The following is a 12,680-nucleotide window of genomic DNA, read 5'->3' on the forward strand; positions in this document are numbered from 1 at the left end:
GGACGGTTGCGCCCGGTACTCGCAAGGATCGGTTGGGCGGCTATCGCCGTCCTGCTGTTGCTGATCATCGGCTGGCTCGAAATGTCCCAGCCGGTGCGTGCCGCAAGCGGGTCGGAAGCGGAGGCGCCTCCACGGATGACCGCATCGCCTGCGTCACAAGACTGCTAGATGGGACAGCACCCGGGCCTCGCCTGCGCGAGGGCCGGGTGTTCTTTTCAGGTGGGTCTTGTCCGCAGCGCCGTGAGCGAGGCCGCCGTTCCCGCCGCCAGCAGCACGATGAGGATCCCGCCCGAAAGCAGCGCCGCCGCCACGCCCCAGCTCGCCGCGATGGCGCCGCCCAGCACCGGGGCGGCCAGCATCGTGGCGGTAATCACCGCCTCGCTCGCCGCCGAGGCGCGCGCCATCACCGCCGATGGCACCCGCCTCTGCATCAACACGCGGAACGGCACGGTCATCATCGCGGTGGCCCCACCCATCGCAGCCAGTATGAGGAGGAACGGCGCCAGCGGCATCGCCCAGCCGTTGAGCGCCCAGAGCGCGACCCCGATCGTCGCCAGTCCCGAGATGGAAGCGGCAAGCACCATCAGCCGCAGCGGTTGCCCGCCCGAGAGGCGCCCCGCCAGCAGCGCCCCGGCGATGCCGCCGCCCCCCGAAGCCGCAACGCTCATTGCAAAGCCGCCCTGCCCCAGCCCGAAGAGTTCGGCGACCAGTCCCAGCTGGCTGTCGTAGAGAAAGAACGAAAAGAACGCGCCGGCGGCAAACAACAGCGCCACCATCAGCAGCCGGTCCCGCTGGAACACCGCAAACCCCGCCAGAAAACCGCCGCCTGCAACCTCGGGCGCCTCGGCCCCGTTCCGGCCCCTCCCCACCAGCGGCAGGCAGGCTAGTGCCGCCAGGAGCGAAAGGCAGGCATTGATCGCGATCACCCCGCTGAAGGGCAGCATCGTCAGCAGCACCCCGCCAAAGGCCGGACCGGCCACCTTGGCAGTCTGGTTCAACCCATGATGGAGCCCGTTGACCGCTCCCAGGTCACGGTCTTCGGTCACACGCTGGATCATGGCCTGCCGGGCCGGGGCAAAGGCGGAATCGACGCAGGACCTTAGGAACACTACGCCCAGCAGCACCTCCGTATTGGGCGCGGCCAGCACCATCGCGGTCGTCGCCGCCCGCCCGAGATTGGCGAGCAGCATCGCCCCGCCCGGATTGCCGCGATCCACCCAGCTCGCCAGGAGCGGTCCGACCAGCGCATAGGGTAGCGCCAGGCAGACGGCGAAGCCGGCCAGCGCCATCGGCCCCTCGCCCCACATGAAGACGAGCAGCGAGAGGATTGCCACGTAATCCACCCAGTCGGCGAGGTCCGCCGGGAGCGACACCGCCAGCAGCCAGCGCTGTGCGCCATCGCGCAGGAATGCATACGATCCGCTCATGTATCTACCCGGACTGGACAAGCCTGAGCCAGCAATTGCACAATCGGCCGTTGCGCGAAAATGAAACCTCCCCGGCCTTACATGAGGAATTTTCATGCCTCTGGATCGTACCAGCCTGCCGCCGCTCGCCACCCTGCAGGCCTTCTGCGCCATCGCGCGGACCGGCGGGTTCGGCAAGGCTGCCCAGGAGCTGCACCTCACCCAGACGGCTATCAGCCACCAGATCGCCCAGCTGGAGGAATGGGTCGGCGCCCGCCTCTTTGATCGTGGCCGTCGCGGCGCGGTGCCGACCGCGCTCGGCCAGCGCCTCCTGCCCGAGATCACCCGGGCTCTCTCAGGGCTCGAAACCGCCCTCTGGTCGGCGCGCTCGCAGGCGACTTCGCCCTCGCTATCGCTCTCGGTGACGCCCGAATTCTTCACGCAATGGCTCAGCGCCCGCCTGCCCGAGTTCTACGAGGCCTATCCTAGGGTCGAGATGCGCATGACGGTGAGCTACCGGGTGCCGGACCTTTCGCCGGGCGGCACCGACCTCGCCATCTGGCTGGGCACCGCCGGCCCCGAGGTCATGAGCGAGCCCTTCTGGCGCGACGAGGAGTTCGTCGTGTGTTCGCCCGAACTGGCCAGACGCCTGCCCAAACGCCAGGCGCTGCGCGCTGCTCCTCTGCTCAGCTACAGCGGCGCCCGCCATACCGCGCTCGATTGGCTGCGCTGGTACGAGCAGGGCCTTGCCCTTCCCGAGGATGCCGACACCGCCGCCTTCACCCGTGAAATGCAGCGCGCCATCGTCGACGGCCCGGACTACGCCGCCTTTCCCGAGATGCTCGAAGCCTGCCGGCAGGGCGCCGGCTTCGCTCTCGTGCGCAGTTCCCTGGTCGAGGACGACCTCGAGCGCGGCACGCTGGTCCGCTGCTTCGTCGAAAGCATGCCGGCCGCCGTCAACTATGCCCTGAACTACCGCCCGGGTGCGCTGGATGCGCCCGCGGCCAGGTGCTTTCGCGATTGGCTCCTGGCTAGCGCCAGAACGCCTTGAGCGTGTCCGGGGTGTGCATGTTGCCGTAAAGGTACTGCCAGAACTCGGCCCGGCGTTCGCGCGGCACCGTCTTCCACACGTCGTGCACCGCCATGTCGCCGCACCAATAGGCATAAACGAAGGGCGCGCGCAGTCCGTGGCGGAGGAACCCGAGCCGCGAGGCCGTGGTCGCCACGTCCATGTAGCCGGCCTCGGCATTGGCCGCGGCGATCTCCTCGATCGACTTGCCTTCCACGTGGTGCATCCAGGCCGCATTGCACCGCAGCGCCCCGCGCAGGCGCTGCAGCGCCACCGCCAGCTCGTCCTCGGGCGTTTCCACCAAGTCGATGAAGAAGAGGCCGTTATCGGCAATGCCTTCGAAAAGCGCGCTCGAAGCCGAGCTCGTCACCACCTGGGCGCCGTCGAGCGGCATCTTGCCCTCTGCCACATAGCGCTGGCGCAGCGCCAGATGCACCAGATGCCCCGGGAACGCCTCGTGCGTCGCCAGGTGCTTGAGGGCGTAGATGGTATAGGGGTGGTCGAGATTGAGCAGCAGCTTGCGGCCCGGATAGTCGCAATAGGCCGAGAACGGCACGCCGCGCACTTCGTCCGGCTCGAGCCAGTCGTCGCCCATTTCGTACATGGTCGCGCTGACCTTGGCGCGCGCATCGGCGGTCAGCTTGCGCATGGTGTCGAGCACCTGCTCGCGCGGCACGCGCACATCGGCTTCCCACCGGCGCACGTCGCTGCCCAGGTCCTGCCCGCCATAGCCGATCTCGCCAAGCTTTTCGGCGATGATGGCGCGGTAGCCATCGAGCGTCGCCTCGTCCACCTTCTGGGTCGAGACGCGGATCTGCCGGCGCACGCGGTCGGCAAAGGAAATGTCCTTTTCAGCGAAGGTCGTCACCAGCGCCAGGAGCGAGTCGATCATTTCGCTGACATAGGCGCGGCGCAGGTCGCTCTCGGCCTCGCCCGGCACGCGCGCCAGCAGCGCCTCGAGTGCGTCGGTGGCTTCGTCATAGTCGCGCAGTGCCGCCGGCTCGACCTCGGCCACCGCCACCGGAATGAGCCCTTCCTTGTCCAGGAAACCGTCGCTGCGAGGCGTCGAGCGGTAAAGCTTGTCGATGCCGGCGGTGAGGCGGGCGAGTTCGTTTCCGAGTTTCATGGGGGGACTCACAGTCACTTGCGGTAGTTAGGCGCCGGCAACTTGGGCCAGATGCACCTTCGGTGCAAGATGAGATTGTCGCGGCTTGTCCTTGCCGCGCCCGCCTGCCAGTGTGCCCCCGACGAGGAATATGATGACCGAACACAAGCCGATCGTGGGTGGCGGCCCCAAGAAGGTTCTCTACACTCTGGCAACCGTCTCGCGCATCGGGATCGGCAAGGCCGCCAAGGCGCTTACGGCCAGAAATACCTGCAAGGCCTGCGCCTATGGCATGGGCGGCCAGATGGGCGGCATGACCAACGAGCTGGGCGAGTTTCCCTCGGTCTGCAACAAGTCCGTGCAGGCCCAGTCCACCGACATCCAGCCCGCCATCCCCCACCAGGTCTTCGCGCACCCGATCCCCGATCTCATGGAACTGACGGGCCGCGAGATGGAGCGCCTGGGGCGCCTGGGCAACCCCATCGTCAAGGCGAAGGGCAGTGACCGGTTCCGCGAGGTCACCTGGGACTACGCTCTCGACCTTGCCGCTTCGCGCCTGCGCGCCATCGCGCCCGAGCGTTCGTTCTTCTATTCGTCCGGGCGCTCGTCCAACGAGGCCGGCTTCATCTTCCAGCTCCTCGCCCGGACCTACGGCACCAACAACGTCAACAACTGCTCCTACTATTGCCACCAGGCCACCAGCGAAGGTCTGGCCACCACCATCGGCAAGGGCACGGCCACCGTCGAGCTGGCCGACCTCAGGGGCGCCGACCTCATCTTCGTCATCGGCGCCAATCCTTCCTCCAACCACCCGCGCTTCATCCATATGCTCAAGGCCTGCCGGGACCGGGGCGGGGAGGTCATCGTCATCAACCCGGCGCGCGAGCCCGGCCTGGTCAGGTTCGCTGTTCCCAAGAGCCCCGGCTCCATGCTGGCGGGCGGCACCGAGATCGCCTCCTGCTTCCTCCAGCCACGCATCGGCTCGGACATTGCGCTCCTCAAGGGCATCGCCAAGGCCGTCATCGAGATGGGAGCGCAGGACAGCGCCTTCCTCGCCGCCCATGCCGGCGGCTGGGAGGCCTTCGCGGCAGACCTCGACACCCTCTCCTGGGAGACGATCGTTGCGGCCTGCGGCATCGCCCGGGAGCGCATCGAGGATGTGGCGCGCCGCTACTCCGCTTCCCGGAGCACCGTCTTCGCCTGGGGCATGGGCATGACCCATCACCTGCACGGCACCGCCAATGTCGAGGCCATCGCCAACCTCGCCATCCTGCGCGGCATGCTCGGCAGGCCCCATGCCGGCCTCCTCCCGCTCCGCGGTCATTCCAACGTCCAGGGCATCGGCACTATCGGGGTCAAGCCGGTGCTGGCCGAGGATGTGCTGGCGCGCATGGAAGAGGCCTTCGGCGTGCGTTTCCCCGCCCAGCGGGGCCTCGACACCATGGGGTGCATCGAGGCCGCGCACCGGGGCGAGGTCGATGCTGCCGTCATCATGGGCGGCAACCTCTATGGCGCCACCCCCGACACCGCCTTTGCCGAGGAAGCCCTTTCCCGCATCGGGTTCAAGCTCTTCCTCACCACCACCCTCAACCAGGGCCACGTCCACGGCCTGGGCGAGGGCGAGACCCTCATCCTGCCGGTAACCGCGCGCGACGAGGAATGGGAGCCCACCACCCAGGAATCCATGTTCAACTTCGTCCGCCTCTCCGATGGCGGCATTCGCAGGCTCGGAAACGTGCGGCCCGAAAGCGCCATCCTGTGCGAACTGGGCGAGCGCATCCTGCCCGGTTCACCGGTGCCCTTCGCCCAGCTGCGCCGGCACGCCAGAATCCGCGATGCGATCGCCAGGACGATCCCCGGCATGGAGCAGCTCGCCGACATCGAAGTGGCCCGCCGCGAGTTCCACATCGCCAACCGCGTCCTCCACACGCCGCGCTTCGGCACGCCCGACGGCAAGGCCCACCTTGTGCCGACGCCCATGCCGACCCTGGCGGACACCCCGCTCCGGCTCGCCACAGTGCGCAGCGAGGGCCAGTTCAACACCATCATCTACGAGGAACGCGACAGCTACCGGCACGGAGCCGGCCGCGATGCCCTCTTTCTCAACCGCGACGACATGGCCGCCTTCGGTCTCAGCGAAGGCCAGCGCGTGCGCGTCACCTCCCGGACCGGCGCCATGGAGGCCACCGTCGTTTCCTTCGACCTGCCGCCCGGCAGCGCCCTGGCCTATTACCCGGAGGCCAATGTCCTGGTGGATACCGGCATCGACCCGCGCAGCCGCACCCCCGCCTTCAAGTCGGTCGGCATCAGCGTCGCGCCTCTTCCCGGCTGACCGGCGAAAATAATCCGTCCTTCCCCGTCCGAACGGAGAGTGACAGGCGCGTTTGCCTGGGGTCTTTGCGGCCGATCTGTCCAGCATCGCACCGTGAGAGGCACACATGTCCACTTTCTTCAGGATCGCAGCGCTCGCCGCAACGCTTGCCGCCATGCCGCTTCCCGGCCTCGCCCAGGATGGTGGGCTGCCCGGCGGCGCCTCCCAGCTCCAGGAAACCTATGACGACTGGCAGGTGACCTGCTCATCCCAGGGCGAACGCACCCTGTGCGCCATGGCGCAGAGCCAGATCGACGGCCAGAGCCGCCAGCGCGTGCTCGCCATCGAGATCAACGCCATCAGCGGCGACGGCGCATCGGGCGTCCTGTTGCTGCCCTTCGGCCTTGCCCTGGCCCAGCCCGTGGCGCTCCAGGTCGATGAAGGCGCCGGCACCGGCCCGCTGGCCTACCGCACCTGCCTGCCCGCCGGTTGCCTCGTGCCCCTGGCCTTCGACGGCGGCATGGTCGGTGCGCTGCGCGCCGGCACGGCGCTCAAGGTCGCGGCCATCGCCGATGGCGGCAAGCCGGCCGATTTCTCCGTTTCGCTCAAGGGCTTCAGCAAGGCCCTCGATCGCGTCGCGAGCCTCGCGCGCTAGCCGCGCCGATTGCGAACACAACGAGAACATGCCCTAATGCCGGACCCGTTTGCCGATCAGGATGATTCGCGTTGCCGGCACGATCCAGGACCCGGACCATAACCATGAGCGAGGCGCGCCGTATCTGGCTGCGCGCCCAGAGGCTCGATGAAGCCGCCCCCTTTGGCGACGGCCCCGCCGCCACGCGCCTCGCCACCGAGCACCTGGGCTACGTCCAGATCGACACCATCAACGTCATCGAGCGCAGCCACCACCACATCCTCTTCACCCGCATCCCCGGCTACCGGCGCGAGGATTTGCGCGCCGCCCAGAGCCAGGACAAGAGCATCTTCGAGTACTGGACGCACGCGCTCTCCTACGTCCCCACGCGCGACCTCGTCTATTTCCTGCCGGACATGAAGCAGCACAAGCTCACGCCCAGCCGCTGGTATGCCGACGCCAACCCCGACGACCTGCGGCGCATGCTGCGCACCATCCGCAGGGACGGCGCCATTTCGATCCGCGATATCGACGATGACGAACTCGTCGAGAAGGACCATCCCTGGGCCAGCCGCAAGCCCTCCAAGCGCGTCCTCCAGCTCGGGTTCTACAATGGCGACCTGACCATTTCCGAGCGCAACGGCATGGTCAAAACCTACGAGCTGATGGACCGCCACTTCACCTGGAACCGTCGCCCGCGCCCGGCCACCGACAAGCAGGTGAGCGCCTATTTCCTCGATCGCGCCCTGCGCAGCCAGGGCCTGGTCAGCCTGGATTCGGTGGCCTACATGAACGCCCCGCGCAAGCCGGCGATCAGGGAACTCATCGAGAGCCGCGTACGCCGCAAGCTCCTGGTGCCGGTCGAGATCGCCGGGCTCGAAAAGCCCGTCGCCTATTACGCCGCGCCTGAAACTCTCGACACCCTGCCCGAGGCGCCGGCCGCCCTCACCCACATCCTCTCCCCCTTCGATCCGCTGATCATCCAGCGCAAGCGCACCAGCGCCATCTTCGGGTACGACCACATATTCGAAGCCTACGTGCCCAAGGCCAAGCGCAGGTTCGGCTACTTCACCCTGCCCGTGATCGTGGGCGAGGACATCGTGGCCGCCATCGACCTCAAGACCGACCGTGCCGGGCGAAAACTCCTCGTCCAGAGCTGGACCTGGGTCGGTCCGGGCGAAGCCTCCCGCCACAAGCAGCCCATCGAGGAGGCGCTCGATCGCTTCACCGCTTTCCAGCTCGGCGACTAGGGGCGCGCCGCCGGAACTCTCACGAGCGAGCAGGCGTTGATTCCCATGGGCACGGGATTCCCTCCCCGCCCGTCATTTCCAACCCGCGAGGGAGGCGGAAGATGAAAGTCAAAGACGTTATGCACCAGGGCGCGACCTGGTTCGGCCCCGACACCAGCATCCGCGAAATCGCGCGCGCCATGCGCGACCAGGATATCGGCGCGGTGCCGATCGGCGAGAACGACCGGCTGATCGGCATGGTGACCGATCGCGACATCGTATGCCACGGCCTCGCCAACGGGCGCGACCTCGACCAGATGGTGGCGCGCGACGTCATGAGCGGCCCCATCCTCTACTGCCGCTCGGACGAAGACCTCGATGACGCCGCCCATTTCATGGAGATCAAGGGCGTGCGGCGCCTGCCGGTGATCGACACCAACAAGCGCATGGTGGGCATGCTCTCGCTTGGCGACATCGCGGCCTTTGCGACCCGCGACATGTCCGGCCAGGTCATCGAGGCGGTGAGCGCCCACCACGCCTGAATGCGAAAACGGCGCCCCGCGAGGGACGCCGTCTTCAAGCCTTGTCTGGATCGATCCGCTTAGTTGAAGCGGTAGCGCAGCGTGCCGCGCACTTCGTGGATCCAGTTGTTGTTGATGTTGTAGGCGTTGGTCATGTTCGGCGGCGTGTTGCCGATGGTCGGCAGGTAGACGCCGCGATAGCCCACATCGGCAACCATGGCGCCCATGTCGTAGGTCACGCCGGCCATCACGGCCCCGGCCGCCTCGAAGCTGTCGCCCCAGGCCCAGGCCGTGCCGTCGGCATTGTTGACCGTCGTATCGACCCATGCACCGCCCAGGCCCGCGCCGACATAGGCGCCGAAGCCGCCGGCCGAGCTCGAAAGACCCGAGAAGTTGAAGTCGTAATAGACGTTGGCGAGCGCCAGGCCGCCGCGCAGGTTGGCCTTGCGGCCATTGGCGAAGGCAAGGCCGGTATTGTTGAGGTAATCCAGCGTGACGTCGGCGCGCAGGCCGTTGCCCGCTTCGTAACCGAAGCCGGCGCCCAGGCTGTAGCCGTAGCCCTTGTCGTTAACGTCCATGCCGCAGGCGCAGACGTTTTCAAGGTTGCGAGCCCACCACAGATTGGCGCCCGCGCTGCCGCGCAGATAGAAAGACCCGGCGACACCGTAGTCCACATTGGGCACATCGATGACTGGCGGATAGTACGGCATATCAGCGGCCCGCACTGGGCCGATGGCGAGGGTGGCTACTGCCACCATGACCAATGCGATCAGCTTGCGCATTTTTCTTCGAATCCTTCGTAAGTGCCACGACGCAGTCGTTTCGAAGGGGACTATGCGGGGATTTTCTTAAAGCGGGCTTAACCTTAGCGCTTAACCCTAATGAAATCCTGCAGGGCGCGGATGCGGTGCATCCACGCCCGTCCGCCCGGCACTTGGGCGGGGGATTGGGTCAGGCGACCTGACGGATGACGCTGGTGATGTCTTCCACGATCGAGGCGACGAGATTCTTGTCGTCCGCCTCGCCCATCACGCGAATGACAGGCTCGGTGCCGGACTCGCGGATCACCAGCCGGCCGGCTGCGCCCAGCCTGGCGCGGGCCGCCTCGATGACCTCGACCACCTTCTTGTTCTCGAGCGGCTTGCCCTGCCCGTAGCGCACGCTCTGGAGCAGTTGCGGCACGGGCTGGAAGCGCGAGCAGATCTCGGAAACCGAGCCGCCCGTCTCCTTGACCACCGAGAGCAGTTGCAGCGCGGCCACCAGGCCATCGCCGGTAGTCGTGAAGTCCGAAAGGATGATGTGGCCCGACTGCTCGCCGCCGACATTGAAGCCCTTGGCGCGCATGGCTTCGAGCACGTACCGGTCGCCCACCTGCGTGCGCTCCAGCCCCAGGCCAAGCGTGGTGAGGTAACGCTCGAGCCCGAGATTGGACATGATCGTGGCCACGATCCCGCCGCCCTGCAGCTGGCCGCGGGCCAGCCAGGATGCGGCGATCACCGCCATGAACTGGTCCCCGTCCACCACCGTGCCGTTCTCATCCACGATGATCACGCGGTCGGCGTCGCCATCGAGTGCGATCCCGACGTCGGCGCGCAACTCCCGCACCTTGGCCGCCACCGCTTCGGGCGCGGTGGAGCCCACCTTGTGGTTGATGTTGAAGCCATCCGGCTCGACGCCGATGGTGAAAAGCTCCGCGCCCAGTTCCCAGAGCGCGGTGGGCGCGACCTTGTAGGCGGCGCCATTGGCGCAATCGAGCACCACGCGCAGGCCCGACAGGTCCGTGCGCTTGGGCAGCGTCCGCTTGGCATATTCGATATAGCGCGTGCGCGCCTCTTCGTCGCGATAGGCGCGCCCGATGCCTCGCCCCTGCTGCAGGCGCGGCGTGAGATCGGTGTTCATCAGCTCTTCGATCTGGGCTTCCACCTCGTCGGAGAGTTTGTAGCCATCCGGCCGGAAGAGCTTGATGCCGTTGTCGTCGAATGGATTGTGGGAGGCCGAGATCATCACGCCCAGGTCCGCCCGCAGGGATTGGGTGAGCATCGCCACGGCCGGCGTCGGCATCGGTCCGAGCAGGAACACGTCCATGCCCACCGCGGTGAACCCCGCCGTCAGCGCCGTCTCGATCATGTAGCCGGAGCGTCGCGTGTCCTTGCCGATCACCACGCGATGACGGTAATCGCCGCGCTGAAAGGCAATGCCGGTGGCCATGCCGACCTTAAGCGCCAGTTCCGGCGTCAGTTTCTTGCCGTTGGCCAACCCACGAATGCCATCGGTGCCGAAATATTGTCTCGCCATGTACTCGCCCACATCGGTTCGCGCGGCCGCAATATAGCGCCGCACCATCCCCCTACAACAGAATGTAATCGAGGTTATTAACGCAGGATCGGGGCAAAATCAGGGAGTAGTGGCGGCCTCGCCCGCAACGAAAAGGCCGCCCCGAAGGGCGGCCCTGTGTTTCTTTAGCTGCCGGGCTGGGGCTCGAGGCCCGAATCCGGCTCCGGCCCCGGGCGCTTGCGCACCGACTTGCCGGCCGAGGGAACGCCCGTCGACTTGGGGGCGGTGTCCGAGTCGCTTTCGCGGAACGGGCTCTGCCCGTTCATCAGCCCGCGGATCTCGTCGCCCGTCAGCGTCTCGTATTCGATCAGCGCCTTGGCGATGGTGTGCAGGTCATCGATGTATTCGCGAATGACCTTCTGGGCGGTGCCGTAGCCCTCTTCCACGAAGCGCTTCACTTCCGCATCGACGAGCTGCTGGGTCTCGTCGGACAGGTGCGTGTTGCGCTGCATCATCGAGCGGCCCAGGAACACTTCGTCCTGCGCATCGCCATAGAGCAGCGGGCCGAGCTTGTCCGACATGCCGAATTCGGTGGCCATGGCCCGGGCGAGCCCGGTGGCCATCTTGATGTCGGCCGAAGCGCCCGAGGTCACCTTGTCGTAGCCGAAGATCTCTTCCTCGGCCACGCGGCCACCCATGGCGACGGCGAGGTCGGCGTAGCACTTCTGGCGGGTCAGCGACACCTGGTCTTTTTCGGGCAGGCGCATCACCATGCCCAGCGCACGGCCGCGCGGGATGATCGTCGCCTTGTGGATCGGGTCGGACCCTTCCATCTTGATGGCAAGGAGAGCGTGGCCGGCCTCATGGTAGGCGGTCAGCTTCTTCTCTTCCTCGGAGATGGCGAGCGTCCGGCGCTCGGCACCCATCATGAGCTTGTCCTTGGCGTCCTCGAATTCGGCCATGGTGACGAAGCGCTTGTTGCGCCGCGCCGCCAGCAGCGCGCCTTCGTTGACCAGGTTCATGAGGTCCGCGCCCGAGAAACCCGGGGTACCGCGCGCCAGGACCTTGAGGTCCACGTCGGGAGCCAGCGGCACCTTGCGCACGTGCACCTTGAGGATGCGCTCGCGCCCGGTGACATCGGGATTGGGAACGACGACCTGGCGGTCGAAGCGGCCCGGACGCAGCAGCGCCGGGTCCAGGACGTCCGGACGGTTGGTCGCCGCGATCAGGATGATGCCTTCATTGGCCTCGAACCCGTCCATCTCGACCAGCAGCTGGTTGAGGGTCTGTTCGCGCTCGTCGTTACCGCCGCCCAGACCCGCGCCACGATGGCGGCCCACGGCGTCGATTTCGTCGATGAAGATGATGCACGGGGCATTCTTCTTGGCCTGGTCGAACATGTCGCGGACGCGGCTCGCGCCGACGCCGACGAACATTTCGACGAAGTCCGAACCGGAAATGGTGAAGAACGGCACATTGGCTTCGCCCGCGACCGAACGCGCCAGCAGCGTCTTACCCGTACCCGGAGGGCCCACCAGCAGCACGCCGCGCGGAATGCGTCCGCCCAGGCGCTGGAACTTGCCCGGATCGCGCAGGAATTCGACGATTTCCTCGAGGTCCTGCTTGGCTTCGTCCACGCCCGCCACGTCCTCGAACGTGACCTTGCCCTGCGTTTCGGTCAGCAGCTTGGCGCGCGACTTGCCGAAGCCCATGGCGCCGCCACGACCCCCACCCTGCATCTGCCGGATGAAGAAGAACCACACGCCGATGATGACGATGAACGGCAGCCAGGACGAGAGCAGGATCGACCAGAACGGGCTCCCCTCGGCGGCCTTGGCCGTGATCGAGACGCCGCGCTGTTCCAGCCGCGGCACGATATCGGCGCCGGCCGGAATGACGGTCTCGAACTTGGAGCCGTCGCTCAGCGTACCCGAAACAACGTTGTCGGTGATGGTGACGGACGAAACCTTGCCCGCGTCCACATCGCTCACGAACTGGCTGTAGCTCCTGTCGGCCACCGAAATCGAGCGGGTCGACGATTGAAAGACCTGGAACAGGCCCATCAACATGAAGAGGATAACCAGCCAGATGGCGAAGTTCCGAAAATTGCCGTTCATAAAATCCTGTCCCG

General features: G+C 66.7%; 10 protein-coding genes. 5 read left to right on the forward strand and 5 right to left on the reverse strand.

Annotated elements, in window-relative coordinates:
* Positions 1-215 precede the first annotated feature (215 nt).
* Positions 216-1,427: an MFS transporter gene (locus FNA67_RS17860; RefSeq protein ID WP_170267359.1), complete on the reverse strand. Its 1,212-nt coding sequence runs from the start codon at positions 1,425-1,427 to the stop codon at positions 216-218.
* Positions 1,428-1,521: 94 nt separating this feature from the next.
* Between FNA67_RS17860 and FNA67_RS17865 the strand changes: the two genes are divergently transcribed.
* Positions 1,522-2,457: a LysR substrate-binding domain-containing protein gene (locus FNA67_RS17865; protein WP_244616384.1), complete on the forward strand. Its 936-nt coding sequence runs from the start codon at positions 1,522-1,524 to the stop codon at positions 2,455-2,457.
* On the opposite strand, the gene FNA67_RS17870 is transcribed toward FNA67_RS17865, so the two are convergent.
* Positions 2,438-3,601: a hypothetical protein gene (locus FNA67_RS17870; protein WP_147657361.1), complete on the reverse strand. Its 1,164-nt coding sequence runs from the start codon at positions 3,599-3,601 to the stop codon at positions 2,438-2,440. The genes FNA67_RS17865 and FNA67_RS17870 overlap by 20 nt on opposite strands.
* Before the next feature lie 133 nt (positions 3,602-3,734).
* Between FNA67_RS17870 and FNA67_RS17875 the strand changes: the two genes are divergently transcribed.
* From FNA67_RS17875 to FNA67_RS17890, 4 genes are all read left to right on the forward strand, one after another.
* On the forward strand, positions 3,735-5,912 hold the full coding sequence (locus FNA67_RS17875; protein WP_147657363.1) for an FdhF/YdeP family oxidoreductase: 2,178 nt from the start codon (positions 3,735-3,737) through the stop codon (positions 5,910-5,912).
* Positions 5,913-6,018: 106 nt separating this feature from the next.
* Complete coding sequence (locus tag FNA67_RS17880) at positions 6,019-6,546, forward strand: invasion associated locus B family protein (RefSeq protein ID WP_244616385.1); 528 nt, start codon at positions 6,019-6,021, stop codon at positions 6,544-6,546.
* 104 nt (positions 6,547-6,650) lie between these two features.
* Positions 6,651-7,775, forward strand: a complete 1,125-nt coding sequence (locus FNA67_RS17885; RefSeq protein WP_147657365.1) for a winged helix-turn-helix domain-containing protein — start codon at positions 6,651-6,653, stop codon at positions 7,773-7,775.
* A gap of 101 nt (positions 7,776-7,876) precedes the next feature.
* Entirely contained in the window at positions 7,877-8,296 is a 420-nt protein-coding gene (locus tag FNA67_RS17890; protein ID WP_049706433.1) for a CBS domain-containing protein, read from the forward strand.
* Positions 8,297-8,355: 59 nt separating this feature from the next.
* On the opposite strand, the gene FNA67_RS17895 is transcribed toward FNA67_RS17890, so the two are convergent.
* From FNA67_RS17895 to ftsH, 3 genes are all read right to left on the reverse strand, one after another.
* Positions 8,356-9,057 (reverse strand): outer membrane protein, encoded by a 702-nt coding sequence (locus FNA67_RS17895; protein ID WP_049706434.1) that lies wholly within the window; start codon positions 9,055-9,057, stop codon positions 8,356-8,358.
* 169 nt (positions 9,058-9,226) lie between these two features.
* On the reverse strand, positions 9,227-10,570 hold the full coding sequence (glmM, locus tag FNA67_RS17900; protein ID WP_049708129.1) for a phosphoglucosamine mutase: 1,344 nt from the start codon (positions 10,568-10,570) through the stop codon (positions 9,227-9,229).
* Between the two features lie 164 nt (positions 10,571-10,734).
* A complete protein-coding gene (gene ftsH, locus FNA67_RS17905) occupies positions 10,735-12,666 on the reverse strand; it encodes an ATP-dependent zinc metalloprotease FtsH (protein ID WP_049706435.1) in 1,932 nt (643 codons plus the stop codon).
* Between the last annotated feature and the right edge of the window lie 14 nt (positions 12,667-12,680).

Source organism: Youhaiella tibetensis (assembly GCF_008000755.1).
In the GTDB taxonomy this organism is placed as follows: domain Bacteria; phylum Pseudomonadota; class Alphaproteobacteria; order Rhizobiales; family Devosiaceae; genus Paradevosia; species Paradevosia tibetensis.

Excerpts from the sequence above, each read along its gene's own strand:
- FNA67_RS17860 (WP_170267359.1), bottom strand. The coding sequence starts at position 1,427 with ATGAGCGGATCGTATGCATTCCTGCGCGATGGCGCACAGCGCTGGCTG.
- FNA67_RS17865 (WP_244616384.1), top strand. The coding sequence starts at position 1,522 with ATGCCTCTGGATCGTACCAGCCTGCCGCCGCTCGCCACCCTGCAGGCC.
- FNA67_RS17870 (WP_147657361.1), bottom strand. The coding sequence starts at position 3,601 with ATGAAACTCGGAAACGAACTCGCCCGCCTCACCGCCGGCATCGACAAG.
- FNA67_RS17875 (WP_147657363.1), top strand. The coding sequence starts at position 3,735 with ATGACCGAACACAAGCCGATCGTGGGTGGCGGCCCCAAGAAGGTTCTC.
- FNA67_RS17880 (WP_244616385.1), top strand. The coding sequence starts at position 6,019 with ATGTCCACTTTCTTCAGGATCGCAGCGCTCGCCGCAACGCTTGCCGCC.
- FNA67_RS17885 (WP_147657365.1), top strand. The coding sequence starts at position 6,651 with ATGAGCGAGGCGCGCCGTATCTGGCTGCGCGCCCAGAGGCTCGATGAA.
- FNA67_RS17890 (WP_049706433.1), top strand. The coding sequence starts at position 7,877 with ATGAAAGTCAAAGACGTTATGCACCAGGGCGCGACCTGGTTCGGCCCC.
- FNA67_RS17895 (WP_049706434.1), bottom strand. The coding sequence starts at position 9,057 with ATGCGCAAGCTGATCGCATTGGTCATGGTGGCAGTAGCCACCCTCGCC.
- glmM (WP_049708129.1), bottom strand. The coding sequence starts at position 10,570 with ATGGCGAGACAATATTTCGGCACCGATGGCATTCGTGGGTTGGCCAAC.
- ftsH (WP_049706435.1), bottom strand. The coding sequence starts at position 12,666 with ATGAACGGCAATTTTCGGAACTTCGCCATCTGGCTGGTTATCCTCTTC.